General features: G+C 66.4%; 14 protein-coding genes. 8 read left to right on the top strand and 6 right to left on the bottom strand.

Annotation, left to right across the window (positions count from 1 at the left end; all coding sequences use genetic code 11):
- Nucleotides 1–48 precede the first annotated feature (48 nt).
- Entirely contained in the window at nt 49–1860 is a 1812-nt protein-coding gene (nifA, locus tag IEW24_RS25610) for a nif-specific transcriptional activator NifA (RefSeq protein ID WP_188583785.1), read from the top strand.
- Nucleotides 1861–2120: 260 nt separating this feature from the next.
- Here nifA and IEW24_RS25605 read toward each other — a convergent pair whose 3' ends face one another.
- The 6 genes from IEW24_RS25605 to IEW24_RS25580 all read right to left on the bottom strand — a co-directional run bounded on the left by IEW24_RS25605 (nt 2121) and on the right by IEW24_RS25580 (nt 7947).
- On the bottom strand, nt 2121–3401 hold the full coding sequence (locus IEW24_RS25605; protein ID WP_188583745.1) for a cysteine desulfurase: 1281 nt from the start codon (nt 3399–3401) through the stop codon (nt 2121–2123).
- On the bottom strand, nt 3398–4729 hold the full coding sequence (sufD, locus tag IEW24_RS25600; protein ID WP_188583744.1) for a Fe-S cluster assembly protein SufD: 1332 nt from the start codon (nt 4727–4729) through the stop codon (nt 3398–3400). The genes IEW24_RS25605 and sufD overlap by 4 nt, the downstream gene beginning before the upstream one ends.
- Entirely contained in the window at nt 4729–5487 is a 759-nt protein-coding gene (gene sufC / locus IEW24_RS25595) for a Fe-S cluster assembly ATPase SufC (protein WP_188583743.1), read from the bottom strand. The genes sufD and sufC overlap by 1 nt, the downstream gene beginning before the upstream one ends.
- A gap of 36 nt (nt 5488–5523) precedes the next feature.
- Nucleotides 5524–7005: a Fe-S cluster assembly protein SufB gene (gene sufB, locus IEW24_RS25590; protein ID WP_188583742.1), complete on the bottom strand. Its 1482-nt coding sequence runs from the start codon at nt 7003–7005 to the stop codon at nt 5524–5526.
- A 114-nt stretch (nt 7006–7119) separates the two neighbouring features.
- Complete coding sequence (locus IEW24_RS25585) at nt 7120–7320, bottom strand: 4Fe-4S binding protein (RefSeq protein WP_188583741.1); 201 nt, start codon at nt 7318–7320, stop codon at nt 7120–7122.
- A gap of 183 nt (nt 7321–7503) precedes the next feature.
- Entirely contained in the window at nt 7504–7947 is a 444-nt protein-coding gene (locus IEW24_RS25580) for a SufE family protein (RefSeq protein ID WP_188583740.1), read from the bottom strand.
- Between the two features lie 480 nt (nt 7948–8427).
- On the opposite strand from IEW24_RS25580, the gene nifD reads away from it, so the two are divergent.
- From nifD to fdxB, 7 genes are all read left to right on the top strand, one after another.
- The gene (gene nifD / locus IEW24_RS25575; protein WP_188583739.1) at nt 8428–9930 is read left to right on the top strand and encodes a nitrogenase molybdenum-iron protein alpha chain; all 1503 of its coding nucleotides are present in this window, start codon (nt 8428–8430) and stop codon (nt 9928–9930) included.
- Between the two features lie 179 nt (nt 9931–10109).
- Nucleotides 10110–11669, top strand: a complete 1560-nt coding sequence (nifK, locus tag IEW24_RS25570) for a nitrogenase molybdenum-iron protein subunit beta (protein ID WP_188583738.1) — start codon at nt 10110–10112, stop codon at nt 11667–11669.
- 168 nt (nt 11670–11837) lie between these two features.
- The gene (nifE, locus tag IEW24_RS25565) at nt 11838–13520 is read left to right on the top strand and encodes a nitrogenase iron-molybdenum cofactor biosynthesis protein NifE (RefSeq protein WP_188583737.1); all 1683 of its coding nucleotides are present in this window, start codon (nt 11838–11840) and stop codon (nt 13518–13520) included.
- 4 nt (nt 13521–13524) lie between these two features.
- The gene (nifN, locus tag IEW24_RS25560) at nt 13525–14955 is read left to right on the top strand and encodes a nitrogenase iron-molybdenum cofactor biosynthesis protein NifN (protein ID WP_188583736.1); all 1431 of its coding nucleotides are present in this window, start codon (nt 13525–13527) and stop codon (nt 14953–14955) included.
- 17 nt (nt 14956–14972) lie between these two features.
- Nucleotides 14973–15368 carry a nitrogen fixation protein NifX gene (nifX, locus tag IEW24_RS25555; RefSeq protein WP_188583735.1) on the top strand — a complete coding sequence of 132 codons (396 nt, stop codon included), beginning with the start codon at nt 14973–14975 and terminating at the stop codon, nt 15366–15368.
- 66 nt (nt 15369–15434) lie between these two features.
- Nucleotides 15435–15899 (top strand): NifX-associated nitrogen fixation protein, encoded by a 465-nt coding sequence (locus IEW24_RS25550; RefSeq protein ID WP_188583734.1) that lies wholly within the window; start codon nt 15435–15437, stop codon nt 15897–15899.
- A 271-nt stretch (nt 15900–16170) separates the two neighbouring features.
- A complete protein-coding gene (gene fdxB, locus IEW24_RS25545) occupies nt 16171–16458 on the top strand; it encodes a ferredoxin III, nif-specific (protein ID WP_188583733.1) in 288 nt (95 codons plus the stop codon).
- The last annotated feature ends 305 nt before the right edge of the window (nt 16459–16763 follow it).

Here is a 16763-nt window from a genome sequence, read left to right as displayed (position 1 = left end):
GAGATGGCGCAGCCGCACGGGGTTTTCCAGGCGATGACCCACCCGGAGATGACCCACCCCGAGATGCCCCATTCCGAGATCCCCCACCCGATGTCGCGCGGCACCTCGCCCGAGGTGGCGCTCATTGGCGTGTACGAGATTTCCAAGATCCTCACGGCAGCCCGCCGCCTGGAGGTGACGCTCGCCAATGTGGTGAACATCCTGTCCTCCATGCTGCAGATGCGGCACGGCATGATCGTCATCCTCGACAAGGAGGGCGAGCCGGACATGGTGGCCACCACCGGCTGGACGCCGGAAATGGCCGGCCAGATCCGCGCCCGCGTGCCGCAGAAGGCCATCGACCAGATCGTTGCCACCCAGACGCCGCTGGTGGTGCAGGACGTGGCCGCCGACCCGCTGTTCGAGGGCCATGAGGACCTGTTCGTCTCGCCCGACGCGGCGACCGTCTCCTTCATCGGCGTGCCGATCAAGGCCGAGGGCCATGTGATGGGCACGCTCTCCATCGACCGCATCTGGGACGGCACCGCCCGGTTCCGCTTCGACGAGGACGTGCGCTTCCTCTCCATGGTGGCCAATCTGGTGGGCCAGACCGTGCGCCTGCACGAGCTGGTGGCCAGCGACCGCGACCGCCTGATCGCCCAGACCCACCGGCTGGAAAAGGCGCTGAAGGAAGAACAGACGCCTGTTGAGCGCAAGACCACCGAGGCCGGATCGGCCATCGGCATCATCGGCGACAGTCCGCTGGTGAAGCGCCTCATCGCCACCGCGCAGGTGGTGGCCCGCTCCAACACCACCGTGCTGCTGCGCGGGGAAAGCGGCACCGGCAAGGAACTGTTCGCCCGCGCCATCCACGAACTCTCGCCCCGCAAGGCGAAGCCCTTCGTGAAGGTGAATTGCGCCGCCTTGCCGGAGGCGGTGCTGGAATCGGAACTGTTCGGCCATGAGAAGGGCGCCTTCACCGGGGCGATCAACATGCGCCAGGGCCGCTTCGAGCTGGCCCACGGCGGCACGCTCTTTCTGGACGAGATCGGCGAGATCTCGCCCGCCTTCCAGGCCAAGCTGCTGCGCGTGTTGCAGGAAGGCGAGTTCGAGCGCGTGGGCGGCAACCGCACGCTGAAGGTGGACGTGCGCCTCGTCTGCGCCACCAACAAGAATCTGGAGGAGGCGGTGGCCAAGGGCGAGTTCCGCGCCGATCTCTATTACCGCATCCATGTGGTGCCGCTGCTGCTGCCGCCCTTGCGCGAGCGGCCCGGCGACATCCCCAAGCTGGCGCGCAGCGTGCTTGATCGCTTCAACAAGGAAAACAAGCAGGAGCTGGTGCTCTCCGCCGCGGCCATCGAGGTGCTGCGCCGCTGCTACTTCCCCGGAAATGTGCGCGAGCTGGAGAATTGCGTGCGGCGCACGGCGACGCTGGCCCATGACAGCGTCATCACCCCGCACGATTTCGCCTGCGACAGCGGCCAGTGCCTCTCCGCCGTCCTGTGGAAGGGCTCGGCGCCCAAGCATACCCTGCCGGTGACGCCGGCGCCCGCTGCCTCCCATGCGGCGGCGGCGCAGGCGGCCCCGCCGGCATCCGGCCCGCTCGCCCCCGCCCCGGTCGTGCCGGTGCCCCTCTCCCCCGTCCCGCTCACGCCCTTCCCGGCAGCGGCCGCGGGACCCGTGGAGGGCCTTCCCGTGACCTGTCCCGGTACGGAAGCCTGCCCGGCCCTTCCCGGCCGGCCGAACGAGAAGGAACAACTGCTCCAGGCCATGGAGCGCTCCGGCTGGGTGCAGGCCAAGGCGGCCCGCCTGCTCAACCTCACCCCGCGCCAGATCGGCTATGCCCTGCGCAAGCACGGCATCGACATCAAGCGGTTCTGAGGGGGCAGAGACGCTTCCCAAGAGACGCTTCCCGGCACAGAAAGAAGGCCCCGGCGATGCCGGGGCCTTCTTTCTGTTCACATGCACATGCTCAACGCTGCGCTCCCAGGAATGTCACGGTGGAACCGGGCCGCGCTCGCGGCAGGCCCTGCCGCCAGGTCGGGGCCCGGCAGGCTGCTGGCCCGGTTCCACCGGACGCTCCACCCGCCCCGCCTCACTGCCGCCCGTCCGAGGTTTGCGCGGCAGCGGGGCACCCGGGGTCAGGCGAAGACCGTTTTCGCCCGCATCAGCGCATCCGCCAGCGCGTCCACGTCCGCACGCGTGTTGTAGAGGGCGAAGGACGCCCGGCAGGTGGAGGAGACGCCGAAGCGCTCCAGCAGCGGCATGGCGCAATGGGTGCCGGCGCGCACCGCCACACCTGAGCGGTCGATCACGGTCGCCACATCGTGCGCATGCGCCGTGCCCAGCGAGAAAGAGACGAGCGCCCCCCTCTCCGCCGCCGTGCCATAGATGCGCAGTCCTTCGATGGCGGACAGGCGTTCCTGCGCATAAGCCAGCAGGTCCATCTCGTGCGCGCGGATGCGGGCCTTGCCGATGGAGGAGATGTAATCCAGCGCCGCGCCGAGGCCGATGGCCTGCACGATGGGCGGCGTACCCGCCTCGAAGCGGTGAGGCGGCGCGCCATAGGTGACGGTGTCGCGGAACACGTCCTTGATCATCTCGCCGCCGCCATTGAAGGGCGGCAGCTGCGCCAGCATCTCCGGCTTGCCGTAGAGCGCGCCGATGCCGGTGGGGCCATAGAGCTTGTGGCCGGTGATAACGTAGAAGTCGCAATCCAGATCGCGCACGTCCACGTCCATATGGACGCTGGCCTGCGAGCCATCCACCAGCACCGGAATGCCCCGCGCATGGGCGATGCGGATGACCTCCTTCACCGGCACCACCGTGCCCAGAACATTGGACATCTGGGTGATGGCGACGAGCTTGGTGCGCTCCGTCAGAAGCGCCTCGAACTCGTCCAGCAGGAAGTTGCCGGCATCGTCCACGGGCGCCCATTTCAGCACCGCCCCCTGCCGCTCGCGCAGGAAATGCCAGGGCACGATATTGGCGTGATGCTCAAGAATGGAGAGCACGATCTCGTCGCCCTCGCCGATCTGCGTACGGCCGAAGGTGTGGGCCACGAGATTGATGGCCTCGGTGGCGCCCTTGGTGAAGATGATGTCGTCTGTGCTGCCGGCGTTCAGGAAGGCCCGCACCGCCTCCCGCGCGCCCTCATAGCCTTCGGTGGCGGCATTGGCGAGATAATGCAGGCCGCGATGCACGTTGGAATATTCGGATGTGTAGGCCTGATTGAGCCGGTCCAGCACGGCCTGCGGCTTCTGGGCCGAGGCCGCATTGTCCAGATAGACCAGCGGCTTGCCATAGACCTGCATGCCGAGGATGGGGAAGTCCGCGCGCACGCGCGCCACGTCGTAGGTCTCACCGGAGACCGCCGGATGCAGCTCCGGCAGCGGGCGGGTGGTGGAGGGATGGACGTTCATGCCCGCGCCTCCAGCCAGTTGACGGTCGCGGCCGTGAGCGCCTCGCGCAGGCCCTCATGGGCGATGCCGTCCAGCACCTCGCCCACGAAGGCCTGAATGAGCAGCGTCTCGGCCTCCTTGGCGGGAATGCCGCGCGCCATCAGATAGAATTTCAGCTGGTCGTCCAGCGTACCCACGGTGGCGCCGTGGCCGCACTGCACGTCGTCGGCGAAAATCTCCAGCTCCGGCTTGCAATAGGCCTCCGCCTCCTCCGACAGGAGCAGCGCGCGGGCCATCATGCGGGCGTCGGTCTGCTGGGCCGCCTGCTCGACCGCGATCTTGCCCTGGAAAGCGGCGTGCGCCGTGCCGTCCACCACCGCCTTGAAGGTCTCGCGGCTGGTGCCGCCGGGCGCGGCGTGGGAGAGCAGCAGCGACTGGTCCACATGCTGCCTGCCGCCGAGCAGGCTGACGCCGGAAATCTCGGCCTGCGTGTCCGCGCCGGCGAGGCGCACGAACATCTGGTTGCGCACCACGGCGCCGCGCAAGGCGAAGCCGCAGGTGGAGATCTTCGCCCGCGCGCCCACGCTGGCGATCAGGCTGCCCACATGCAGCACCGCATCGCCTTCCGCCGTGACCTTCACATGGGTCAGCTCCGCCGCGTCGCCCACCAGCAGGCCGAGCGCGGCATTCACCTGATGGGCGACGCCGTCCGCCGCCTCGTGGGTCTCCAGCAGCGACAGCCGGGCGCCGGCGCCGAGCGTGACGCGGGAGCGGGAGAAGACCGACGTGGGGCTCTCCCCGGTGGAGACGAACACCAGATGCAGCGGCCGTTCGATCGCCACGCCGGGGGCAAGGCTGATCCAGACGCCGTCACGGGCCAGCGCCGCATTGAGCGCCATGGCCGGATCGTACTCCGGCAGCGCATCGCGCAGCACATCCGGCAGAAGCGGCGCATCCTCGCCCAGCACGGCCCCGAAGGAGCGGATGGTCAGCCCCTCCTCCAGCCCGGAGAGGTCGGAGAGCGAGGGCATGAAGATGCCATCCACCACCACCAGCCGGCGGAAATCGAGATCGGCGGCGATGAAGCCCGCCGTGGCGGCGGTGGCGGCCAGATCGAGGTTCGGAAACGGCGCCAGCGGCTTGGCATCGCGCATGAAGCGCCGCAGATCCGTATAGCGCCACGCCTCGGTGCGACGGTGCGGCAGGCCGGTGCGCGAGAAGGCCTCGAAGGCGGCGGCCCGCGCCGCCGTCACCGCCACGCCGCCCGGCAGGCTGGGCGCGGCGGCGGTGAAGGCGTCCACGAGGCCTTGCTCGGCCTCGGTGCGGATGGTGGTGACGGGCGCGTTCATCAGGCCGCCTCGCTCTGATATTGCGCGTAGCCCCGCGCCTCCAGCTCCAGCGCCAGCTCCTTGCCGCCGGTTTCCACGATGCGGCCGGCGGCCAGCACATGCACCACATCAGGCACGATGTAATCGAGCAGGCGCTGATAATGGGTGATGACGATCATGCCGCGCTCGGGCGCGCGGAGCTGGTTGACGCCGTTCGCCACCACCTTCAGGGCGTCGATGTCGAGGCCGGAATCCGTCTCGTCCAGCACGCAGAGTTTCGGCTCCAGCAGGGCCATCTGGAGGGTTTCGTTGCGCTTCTTCTCGCCGCCGGAGAAGCCCACGTTGAGCGGCCGGCGCAGCATGTCGGGATCGATGCCCAGCTGCTTGGCGAGCTCGCGCACCCGCTTCAGCAGATCGGGCGAGGACAGTTCCTCCTCGCCGCGCTTGCGGCGCTGGGCATTGAGCGCGGAGCGCAGGAAGGTCAGCGTCGCGACCCCGGGGATCTCCAGCGGATACTGGAAGGCGAGGAACAGGCCCTTGGCGGCGCGCTCGTCCGCCTCCATGGCGAACAGGTCCTCGCCATTCAGATACACCTCGCCGCCGGTGATGGTGTAACCCGGCTTGCCGGAGAGCACGTAGGAGAGCGTGGACTTGCCCGCCCCGTTCGGCCCCATGATGGCGTGGATCTCGCCCTTGTTCACGGTGAGGTCGAGGCCGTTCAGGATCTGGCGGCCGGCCACCTCGGCCTTGAGGTCACGGATTTCCAGAAGTGCGGTCATGATGAAATCCTCAGCCTTGCAGTAGTGATCAGGAGATCAGCCGACGCTGCCCTCGAGCGAGATGGAAATCAGCTTCTGCGCCTCCACGGCGAATTCCATGGGCAGCTGCTGGAGCACGTCCTTGACGAAGCCGTTCACCACCAACCCCACCGCCTCCTCCTGCGAGAGGCCGCGCTGCACGCAGTAGAACAGGACGTCCTCGGAGATCTTGGAGGTGGTGGCCTCGTGCTCGAACACGGCGGTGGGGTTCTTCGCCTCCATGTAGGGCACGGTGTGCGCGCCGCACTGGTCGCCGATCAGCAGGCTGTCGCAGGCGGTGAAGTTGCGCGCGCCCTTGGCCTTGCGGTGGGCGGAGACGAGGCCGCGATAGGTGTTCTGCGAGCGGCCGGCGGAGATGCCCTTGGAGACGATGCGGCTGGTGGTGTTCCTGCCGATGTGCATCATCTTGGTGCCGCTATCCACCTGCTGGCGGCCGTTGGAAATGGCGATGGAGTAGAACTCGCCGGACGAGCCCTCCCCGCGCAGCAGGCAGCTGGGATATTTCCAGGTGATGGCGGAACCCGTCTCCACCTGCGTCCACGAAATCTTGGAGCGCGCGCCGCGGCAGTCGCCGCGCTTGGTGACGAAATTATAGATGCCGCCCACGCCCTCGGCATTGCCGGGGTACCAGTTCTGGACGGTGGAGTATTTGATCTCCGCATCGTCCATGGCCACCAGTTCCACCACGGCGGCGTGGAGCTGGTTCTCGTCGCGCTGGGGGGCGGTGCAGCCTTCCAGATAGCTCACGTAAGAGCCCTTGCCGGCGATGATGAGCGTGCGCTCGAACTGGCCGGTATTCTTCTCATTGATGCGGAAGTAGGTGGAAAGCTCCATGGGGCAGCGCACCCCTTCCGGCACATAGACGAAGGAGCCGTCGGAGAAGACCGCGCTGTTGAGCGTGGCGAAATAATTGTCCGACACCGGCACCACGGAGCCGAGATATTTGCGCACCAGCTCGGGATGCTCGCGCAGGGCTTCCGAGATGGGCATGAAGATGACGCCCGCCGCCTTCAGCTCGGCCTGGAAGGTGGTGGCAACAGACACGCTGTCGAACACGGCATCCACGGCGATCCTGCGCTCACCCTCGGGGCGCACCACGCCGGCCAGAATCTCCTGCTCCCGCAGGGGGATGCCGAGTTTCTCGTAGGTCTTGAGGATCTCCGGATCCACCTCGTCCAGCGAGGCCAGCTCGGGCTTCTTCCTGGGCGCGGAATAATAATGGAGGTCCTGATAGTCGATGGGCGGATAGTTCACCCGCGCCCACTCCGGCTCGCGCATGGTCTGCCAGCGGCGGAAGGCTTCCAGCCGCCATTCCAGCATCCACTCCGGCTCGTTCTTGCGGGCCGAGATGTAGCGCACGATGTCTTCGGAGAGGCCCTTCGGGGCCTTCTCGGATTCCACGTCGGTGACGAAGCCGTACTTGTACTGCTCCACGTCGATGCGGCGAACCTGGTCGATGGTCTCCTGCACGGCGGCCATGGGCGGCTCCTCTGGCGGGTCAGCGGGTGGGGATCAACGCAAGATGTCGGCCAGCTGGCCGGACCGGATAACCGGGCGCCCGTCGGGCTGGGGCCGGCGACGGGCAGCGGCCGATCAGTTGCCGGCCGGGATGCAGGTTCCGGGGACGGGGCACACCGCATCGCACTGCGGGGCATCGAAGCTGCCCTCGCACTCCGTGCACTTCTTGGGATCGATGAGATAGATGTCGTTCTTCAGCCGGATGGCGGCGTTGGGGCATTCGAATTCGCACGCGCCGCACACCGTGCATTGGGATGCGATGATCTTGTAGGCCATCAAACTTGCTCCTGAAGACGCGAGCGAGGCTCCTCGCCGCCCTCCCCACTTCGCAAGCCCTGTGCCATTGCTCCGACTGCTGAATTTATTCGAGTTTTTCCAGTTCTTAAGAAGACTGTCCCTGTCGCGCCCCCGACAGCGTGTCGCGTGTGCGACATGGGGCCTGTCGGGTCCGGCGCCTGATCAGATGGGGTCTTCCAGTGCCACGCGCGCGTCCGCCCGGATGCGCGCCACCATGGAGCGGAAACCGTTGGAGCGCTGCGGCGTGAGATGGGCGCCAAGCCCGAGGCGCTCGAACGCCGCCACCGGATCGAGCGCGAGGATGTCGCGGGCGGAGCGGCCCGAGAACATGGCGAACAGGATCGCCACCAGCCCGCGCACGATCTGCGCGTCGCTGTCGCCGCGAAAGGTGAGCACCGGCCCCGGCGAGACGGTGGTGGCGAGCCACACCTGGCTGACGCAGCCCTGCACCTTGTTGACCACGCTGCGGTCGCCCTCCGGCAGCTCCGGCAGGGCGCGGCCGAGTTCGATCACATAGCGGTAGCGGTCGTCCCAATCGTCCAGCAAAGCAAAATTCTCGAAGATGTCATCGAGCGAGGGGGACGGGGTGAGTTCCAGCTGATCCATCGGCCGCGGCCTCCTGACATGCCACGCGGTCGCGCAGCCCCGAGGGCGACACAAGCAAGCAACGTACCGGGCGCGTGCGGCGGGAAACGGACGTTGCGGCACGGGACCGGACACAGCCTGTCGCACGGCGGGACGGGCTGCCGCAGCATGTGTCGTTTCCCACCGCCGTGGTCGCGTGCCACGCAGGGATGTCAGGTTTGAAACACGCCCGACTTGGAACCGTTCGATTTTTCAATTGCCTGATTTTGCAGGGCATTTTTGGCCCCGAACCCGCTGGCACACCCGTTGCACAACACACCCCGGATGACGGCGGGCCGACGGCCTGCGGGATGCGCGGGGCCTTTCCCGACGTGTCGCAGGCCGCCCCCGCCGCGAAAGGTTCACCCGGACGGTTCGTCCACACGGTTCGTCCGGGCCGGGCAAATGGCACGCGCCTTCGCAGGTCCGACAGGCGCGCCCAGAACAAGCGAGGATATGACCATGAGCGTGTCGCAGACAGAGAGCATCGAGGACATCAAGGCGCGCAACAAAGCCCTGATCGCCGAAGTGCTGGAGATCTATCCCGAGAAGACCGCCAAGCGCCGCGCCAAGCACATCAACGTGCATGAGAGCGGCAAGTCGGACTGCGGCGTGAAGTCCAACCTCAAGTCCGTGCCCGGCGTGATGACCATCCGCGGCTGCGCCTATGCCGGCTCGAAGGGCGTGGTGTGGGGCCCGATCAAGGACATGATCCACATCAGCCACGGCCCGGTGGGTTGCGGCCAGTACAGCTGGGCCGCGCGCCGCAACTATTACATCGGCACCACCGGCATCGACACCTTCGTGACGCTGCAATACACGTCGGACTTCCAGGAGAAGGACATCGTGTTCGGCGGCGACAAGAAGCTGCACAAGATCATCGACGAGATCCAGGAGCTGTTCCCGCTCAACAACGGCATCTCGATCCAGTCGGAATGTCCCATCGGCCTCATCGGCGACGACATCGAGGCCGTGTCCAAGGTCAAGTCCAAGGAATATGGCGGCAAGACCATCGTGCCGGTGCGCTGCGAAGGCTTCCGCGGCGTGTCGCAGTCGCTGGGCCATCACATCGCCAACGACGCCATCCGCGACTGGATCTTCGACAAGCTGCCGGCCGATCAGCCCCCGCGCTTCGAGTCCACGCCCTATGACGTGGCCATCATCGGCGACTACAACATCGGCGGCGACGCGTGGTCCTCGCGCATCCTGCTGGAGGAGATGGGCCTGCGGGTGATCGCCCAGTGGTCCGGCGACGGCACGCTGGCGGAGCTGGAGGCCACCCCGAAGGCCAAGCTCAACGTGCTGCACTGCTACCGCTCGATGAACTACATCTCGCGCCACATGGAAGAGAAGTACGGTATCCCGTGGTGCGAATACAACTTCTTCGGCCCCTCCAAGATTGCTGAGTCGCTGCGCAAGATCGCCGGCTTCTTCGACGACAAGATCAAGGAAGCCGCCGAGCGCGTCATCGCCAAGTACCAGCCGCTGATGGACGCGGTGATCGCCAAGTATCGTCCCCGCCTCGAGGGCAAGACGGTGATGCTGTACGTGGGCGGCCTGCGCCCCCGCCACGTCATCGGCGCCTATGAGGATCTGGGCATGGAAGTGGTCGGCACGGGCTACGAGTTCGCCCATAACGACGACTACCAGCGCACGGCCCAGCATTACGTCAAGGATGGCACCATCATCTATGACGACGTGACCGGCTACGAATTCGAAAAGTTCGTGGAGAAAGTGCAGCCGGATCTGGTGGGCTCGGGCATCAAGGAAAAGTACGTCTTCCAGAAGATGGGCGTGCCCTTCCGCCAGATGCATTCCTGGGACTATTCCGGCCCCTATCACGGCTATGACGGCTTCGCCATCTTCGCCCGCGACATGGACATGGCCATCAACGCCCCGGTCTGGAAGATGGCCCAGGCGCCCTGGAAGGTGGTGCCCAAGCCCACCCTGCTCGCCGCTGAGTGAACGATCAGCTCTCCGGCCGCTCGGGCGGCCGGAGAGCGTCAAAGACAGCCGGAGCCGGATCGGTTCCGCCGCCCACGGCCGAACCGTGACTTCGCCTCTCACGCATAGAGACCGTTTTTCCGCCGAGGGCGCCGCGCGTCCGGGGGCGGAACGCGCTCTGGACCCGAAGGACAGCCAAGATGACCCAGAATGCCGATAATGTGCTCGATCACTTCGAGCTTTTCCGCGGCCCGGAATACCAGCAGATGCTGGCCAACAAGCAGGCGCTGTTCGAGAACCGCCGCGATCCGGCCGAGGTGGAACGCATCCGCGAATGGACCAAGACGCCGGAATATCGCGAGGCGAACTTCGCCCGCGAGGCGCTGACCGTCAATCCGGCCAAGGCCTGCCAGCCGCTCGGCGCGGTGTTCGTGGCGGTGGGCTTCGAGAAGACCATTCCCTTCGTGCACGGCTCGCAGGGCTGCGTGGCTTATTATCGCTCGCATTTCTCCCGTCATTTCAAGGAGCCCACGTCCTGCGTCTCCTCCTCCATGACGGAAGACGCAGCGGTGTTCGGCGGCCTGAACAACATGATCGACGGGCTGGCCAACACCTATTCCATGTACAAGCCCAAGATGATCGCCGTCTCCACCACCTGCATGGCGGAAGTGATCGGCGACGACCTGAACGCCTTCATCAAGACCTCCAAGGAGAAGGGCTCGGTTCCGGAGGAGTTCGACGTTCCCTTCGCCCACACCCCGGCCTTCGTCGGTAGCCACATCACGGGCTATGACAACGCCATGAAGGGCGTGCTGGAGCACTTCTGGGACGGCAAGGCCCGCACGGTTCCCGCCCTTGAGCGCGTGCCCAACGAGAGCATCAACTTCCTCGGCGGCTTCGACGGCTACACGGTGGGCAACCTGCGCGAGATCAAGCGCATCTTCGACATGATGGGTGTGGAATACACCATCCTCGGCGACAATTCCGACGTGTGGGACACCCCCACCGACGGCGAGTTCCGCATGTATGACGGCGGCACCACGCTGGAAGAGGCCTCCAACGCCGTCCATGCCAAGGCCACCATCTCCATGCAGGAATTCTGCACCGAGAAGACCCTGCCCTTCATCGCCAACCACGGCCATGAGACGGTCGCCTTCAACCATCCGGTGGGCGTTGCCGGCACCGACAGGTTCCTGATGGAGGTCGCCCGCATCACGGGCAAGGAGATCCCCGAGGAGCTGACCAAGGAGCGCGGCCGCCTGGTGGATGCCATCGCGGATAGTTCCGCCCACATCCACGGCAAGAAGTTCGCCATCTATGGCGATCCGGACATGTGCCTCGGGCTTGCCGCCTTCCTGCTGGAGCTGGGCGCGGAACCCACCCATGTGCTGGCCACCAACGGCAACAAGGCGTGGGCGCAGAAGATGCAGGAGCTGTTCGACAGCTCGCCCTTCGGTGCCAACTGCCACGTCTATCCCGGCAAGGATCTGTGGCACATGCGCTCGCTGCTGTTCACGGAGCCGGTGGATTTCCTGATCGGCAACACCTACGGCAAGTATCTGGACCGCGACACCGGCACGCCGCTGATCCGCATCGGCTTCCCGATCTTCGATCGCCACCACCATCACCGCCGTCCGGTGTGGGGCTATCAGGGCGGCATGAACGTGCTGATCACCATCCTCGACAAGATCTTCGACACCATCGACCTGAACACCAACGTGCCGGGCAAGACCGACTACAGCTTCGACATCATCCGCTGATGCCGCAGGCCGGGGCCCACAAGGCCCCGGCCTTTTCCGCGTCCGGCCCTGCCGCCTCACGCCGTCCCGGCGGCGCGGGTGGCGGGCGGGTGTGGGACCTACGTTTCCTCTGGCAAGGCGCGGACGCGCGCCCTCGCTCCGCCCCAGACATTCAGAGGATGTTTTGAGATGACTTCGCTCTCGGCCACCATTCAGGACGTGTTCAACGAGCCCGGCTGCGGCAAGAATGCCACCAAGTCCGAGGCCGAGCGCAAGAAGGGCTGCACCAAGCAGCTCCAGCCCGGCGGCGCCGCCGGCGGCTGCGCCTTCGATGGCGCGAAGATCGCTTTGCAGCCGCTCACCGATGTCGCCCATCTGGTGCACGGCCCCATCGCCTGCGAGGGCAACAGCTGGGACAATCGCGGCGCGCGCTCCTCCGGCTCCAGCCTGTGGCGCACCAGCTTCACCACCGACATCAACGAGACCGACGTGGTGTTCGGCGGCGAGAAGCGCCTCTACAAGGCCATCCGCGAGACCATCGAGAAATACGACCCGCCGGCCGTCTTCGTCTACCAGACCTGCGTGCCCGCCATGACCGGCGACGACATCAACGCGGTCTGCAAGGCGGCGAAGGAGAAGTTCGGCAAGCCGGTGATCCCGATCAACGCGCCCGGCTTCGTCGGCCCCAAGAACCTCGGCAACAAGCTCGCGGGCGAGGCCCTGCTGGAGCATGTGATCGGCACGCAGGAGCCGGATTATACGACCCCCTACGACCTCAACATCATCGGCGAATACAATCTGGCCGGCGAGCTGTGGCAGGTCAAACCGCTGCTGGACGAGCTGGGCATCCGCATCTTCGCCTCCATCTCGGGCGACGGGCGCTACAAAGAAGTGGCCTATTCCCACCGCGCCAAGGCGGCGATGATGGTGTGCTCCAAGGCCATGATCAACGTGGCCCGCAAGATGGAGGAGCGCTACGGCATCCCCTATTTCGAGGGCTCCTTCTACGGCATTCAGGACTCAAGCGATTCCTTGCGCGAAATTGCGCGCCTGCTCATCTCGCGCGGCGCGCCCGAGGAACTGATGGCGCGCACCGAGGCCGTGATCGAGCGGGAGGAGGCGAAGGCTTTTGCCGCCATCGCCTCCTATCGCCCGCGCTTTGCGGGCAAGAAGGTGCTGCTGATCACCGGCGGCGTGAAGTCGTGGTCGGTGGTGGCGGCGCTGCAGGAAGCCGGCCTTGAGCTGGTGGGCACCTCGGTGAAGAAGTCCACCCGCGAGGACAAGGAGCGCATCAAGGAACTCATGGGGCAGGACGCCCACATGATCGAGGACATGACGCCTCGCGAAATGTACAAGATGCTGAAGGACGCCAAGGCCGACATCATGCTGTCCGGCGGGCGCTCGCAGTTCGTGGCGCTGAAAGCCGCCATGCCGTGGCTCGATATCAACCAGGAACGCCACCACGCCTATATGGGCTATGTGGGCATGGTGACGCTGGTGGCGCAGATCGACAAGGCGCTCCACAATCCCATGTGGCAGCAGGTGCGCAAGCCGGCCCCGTGGGATCGCCCCGGCGAAAGCTGGCAGGCAAGAGCGCTGGCGCAGATGGATGCGGAGGCAGCCGCGCTGGCCGCCGATCCGGTGGCAACGGAGAAGGCGCGCCGGGCGCAAAAGATCTGCCATTGCAAGAGCGTGAGCCTCGGTGCCATCGAGGATGCCATCGCCACCCGGCATCTCGACAGCGTGGAAGGCGTGCGCCTCGCCACCGACGCCACGGGCGGCTGCGGCGCGTGCGCCGCGCGCGTGGAAGACATCCTCAAGGCCCCGCTGCCGCCCAAGGTGGCGGCCCCGGCGCTCAAGGCGGCGGAGTGATCGGATGGCCATCGTCACGCACGCGAAAAAGGCCTGCACGGTCAATCCGCTGAAGATGAGCCAGCCCATCGGGGGCGCGCTCGCCTTCATGGGCCTGCGCGGTTGCATGCCGCTGCTGCACGGCTCGCAGGGCTGCACCTCCTTCGGCCTCGTGCTGTTCGTGCGGCACTTCAAGGAAGCCATCCCCATGCAGACCACCGCCATGAGCGAGGTGGCGACCATTCTGGGCGGCTATGAGAATGTGGAACAGGCGGTGCTCAACATCCACAAGCGCACCAGGCCGGAGATCATCGGCATCTGTTCCACCGGCGTGACCGAGACCAAGGGCGACGACGTGGAGGGCTACATCCGCCTCATCCGCGCGCGCAATCCGGAGGTGGCGCAGCTGCCCATGGTCTATGTCTCCACCCCCGACTTCAAGGACGCCTTTCAGGACGGCTGGGAGAAGACGGTGGCGCGCATGGTGGAGACGCTGGTGGACCCCGTGGACGCGGGCGCGCCCATCCAGCGCAATGCGCGGCGGATCAACGTTCTGCCGGGTTGCCATCTCACCCCCGGCGATCTCGACGAGATCCGCACCATCATGGAGGATTTCGGCCTCCAGCCCTCCTTCCTGCCGGACCTCGCCGGCTCGCTGGACGGGCATATCCCCGACGAGTTCACGCCCACCACCATCGGCGGCATCGGCGTGGACGAGATCGCCACCATGGGCGAATCCGCCTGGACCATCGCCATCGGTGCGCAGATGCGCCGCGCGGCGGAGGCCATGAAGACGCGCACCGGCGTGCCTTTCCGCCTGTTCGAGCGGCTGAGCGGGCTGGAGGCGAACGATGAATTCATCATGTTCCTCTCCCAGATCTCCGGCCGCCCGGTGCCGCGCAAATATCGCCGCCAGCGCGGCCAGCTGGTGGACGCCATGCTGGACGCGCACTTCCACATCGGCGGCCGGCGCCTCGCCATCGGCGCCGAGCCGGACCTGCTGTTCGACATGTCCGGCCTGCTGCACGACATGGGCGCCCATGTGATGGCCGCCGTCACCACCACCCACTCGCCCGTGCTGGAGCGTGTGGAGACGGAGGAGGTGCTGATCGGCGATCTGGAGGATCTGGAGCGCCTCGCGCAGGAGCGCGGCTGCGATCTGCTGATCACCCATTCCCATGGGCGGCAGGCCGCTGAGCGGCTGAATATCCCCTTCTATCGCGCCGGCATTCCCACGTTCGACCGGATCGGCGCGGGCCATCAGCTGACGGTGGGCTATCGCGGCACCCGCGACACGCTGTTCACCATCGCCAACCTGCTGATCGCCGACCATGAGGCCAACCACGACGCCACGCCGGGCACCTGGCGCGGCGATGGCGCCCATGGCGCGCATGCGCCTCTCGGCAAGGGCGCGCATGCCCCCGACACGCTCGCCCACGTCGCCGCCGTCCACTGACCAGAAAGGCCGCCGCCATGAAGATCGCCTTCGCCACCCAGGACCTCAAGCGCGTGGATGCCCATTTCGGCTGGGCGAAGAACATCGCCATCTACGAGATCGGCCCCGAGGGACACCAGTTCCTCGAGGCGATCCAGTTCGATGGCGACCTCAAGGAAGATGGCAACGAGGACAAGCTCGGCCCCAAGATCGAGGCGATCAAGGATTGCGCCATCCTCTATGTGGCCGCCATCGGCGGCTCCGGCGCGGCGCGGGTGGTGGCGAACAACATCCACCCCATGAAGGTGAGCCAGCCCGAACCCATCGATGAACTGCTGGTGAAGCTGGAAGGCGTGCTGAAGGGCGCGCCCCCGCCGTGGCTGCGCAAGGCGCTGGCCAAGGGGCAGGAGCGCACGCTGGATTTCGAGGACTGACGCTTCCGTTTCATGGCGGCGCGGGCGCTCGCCCGCATCCGCAGGAATTCCAGAGGGGATAAGACAATGTCCGACGCCGTCGAACTCGAAGCCAATGCCGCCGAAGCGCCTTTCATCAAGGAGCTGATCAAGGTCTGGCGCGCCCAGGACAGCCACGGGGCGTGGGACAACAAGGCCGATCTCGCCCTGCTTGATGAGTATATCCTCACCAAGGAACAGCGCCGGGCATTGCCCATCGTCGGCGATCCGGATCCGGAGACGCTGTGGCGGCTGGAGCTGTATTACAACGCCATCTGCCTTTCCATCGAGCGCGCCACCGGCGTCATGATCACGCCCATGATGAAGATGAGCCACGAGGGCTTCGGGCGCATGGTGCTGATCGGCGGCCGGCTGATCGTGGTCAACAAGCAGCTGCGCGACGTGCACCGCTTTGGCTTCGACAGCCTCGCCAAGCTGGCGGAAGAGGGCCAGAAGCAGGTGCAGGCAGGCATCGACATGATCGCCCAGTTCGAGGCCGTGGCCCGCTACTGAGCGCAGACCTTCTCCCGCCCCGGCGGGAGCGGGCGCGGGGATGGCTCCGCGCTGCGTGCCCGTTTTCAAGTGCCGTTCCCGCAGGAACGCGATGCGATTCTGCGGGACTATTTTTGTCGGAACAAGCTCCTGGAGCGATTCCAGATTGCGCTGGACGCCGGAGCCCTCGTCATCGGCCGTCGCATGGTGCGCGGCATTCCCAACCCTGCCGTTCCGCCTTGCGGGGGCAGCATGATCGTGCGCGGCCCGTCGCGCCGGAAAGGGGCAACCTATGGGACAGACCACCCGCGACGGCCGCGACTGGCAGCCGGACTATCTTATCGCCATCGACGAGAAGAAATGCATCGGCTGCGGCCGCTGCTACAAGGTCTGCGGCCGCGAGGTGATGACGCTGAAGGGCCTCACCAGCGACGGGGAATTCATCAGCCTCGACGATGACGAGGACGATGAGGTGGAGAAGAAGGTGATGGTGATGGCGGACACCGGCGCCTGCATCGGCTGCGGTGCCTGCGCCCGCGTCTGCCCCGCCAATTGCCAGACCCACGCCGCGGCGGCGTGAGGGGACGGCCGGCGCGGTTGGGGGCGGCCCTTTTCCCTTTTGAGAGAATGTCCTCTCCGCTCTCCTGACAGGTCCCCTCTCTTAGCTGCGGGGGAGGGCTAGGGAGGGGGCACGGCCGGGCGCGGTTTGGCATCGCCGCAGAAACTGAGTCACGGATCACGACAGTCGGGCGATTGGCAGCAGTCCGCCCCCGCGCTCCCTCCCTTTCGTCATGGCCGGACTTGATCCGGCCATCCACGTCGGGCCGACGGTAGCCGTTGCGGGGAATGGGCCTAGCTGCCCCGTTCGCGTCTTCCGGAAACGTC

The sequence above is a fragment of the Azorhizobium oxalatiphilum genome, assembly GCF_014635325.1.
Classification (GTDB): Bacteria; Pseudomonadota; Alphaproteobacteria; order Rhizobiales; family Xanthobacteraceae; genus Azorhizobium; species Azorhizobium oxalatiphilum.
Note: the sequence above shows the minus strand (reverse complement) of the source record. Positions and strands in the feature narration are given on the sequence as shown.

What these genes read in the sequence shown, in the direction of transcription:
- nifA (WP_188583785.1), top strand. Translation starts at nt 49, where the DNA reads ATGACCCACCCCGAGATGCCCCATTCCGAGATCCCCCACCCGATGTCG.
- IEW24_RS25605 (WP_188583745.1), bottom strand. Translation starts at nt 3,401, where the DNA reads ATGAACGTCCATCCCTCCACCACCCGCCCGCTGCCGGAGCTGCATCCG.
- sufD (WP_188583744.1), bottom strand. Translation starts at nt 4,729, where the DNA reads ATGAACGCGCCCGTCACCACCATCCGCACCGAGGCCGAGCAAGGCCTC.
- sufC (WP_188583743.1), bottom strand. Translation starts at nt 5,487, where the DNA reads ATGACCGCACTTCTGGAAATCCGTGACCTCAAGGCCGAGGTGGCCGGC.
- sufB (WP_188583742.1), bottom strand. Translation starts at nt 7,005, where the DNA reads ATGGCCGCCGTGCAGGAGACCATCGACCAGGTTCGCCGCATCGACGTG.
- IEW24_RS25585 (WP_188583741.1), bottom strand. Translation starts at nt 7,320, where the DNA reads ATGGCCTACAAGATCATCGCATCCCAATGCACGGTGTGCGGCGCGTGC.
- IEW24_RS25580 (WP_188583740.1), bottom strand. Translation starts at nt 7,947, where the DNA reads ATGGATCAGCTGGAACTCACCCCGTCCCCCTCGCTCGATGACATCTTC.
- nifD (WP_188583739.1), top strand. Translation starts at nt 8,428, where the DNA reads ATGAGCGTGTCGCAGACAGAGAGCATCGAGGACATCAAGGCGCGCAAC.
- nifK (WP_188583738.1), top strand. Translation starts at nt 10,110, where the DNA reads ATGACCCAGAATGCCGATAATGTGCTCGATCACTTCGAGCTTTTCCGC.
- nifE (WP_188583737.1), top strand. Translation starts at nt 11,838, where the DNA reads ATGACTTCGCTCTCGGCCACCATTCAGGACGTGTTCAACGAGCCCGGC.
- nifN (WP_188583736.1), top strand. Translation starts at nt 13,525, where the DNA reads ATGGCCATCGTCACGCACGCGAAAAAGGCCTGCACGGTCAATCCGCTG.
- nifX (WP_188583735.1), top strand. Translation starts at nt 14,973, where the DNA reads ATGAAGATCGCCTTCGCCACCCAGGACCTCAAGCGCGTGGATGCCCAT.
- IEW24_RS25550 (WP_188583734.1), top strand. Translation starts at nt 15,435, where the DNA reads ATGTCCGACGCCGTCGAACTCGAAGCCAATGCCGCCGAAGCGCCTTTC.
- fdxB (WP_188583733.1), top strand. Translation starts at nt 16,171, where the DNA reads ATGGGACAGACCACCCGCGACGGCCGCGACTGGCAGCCGGACTATCTT.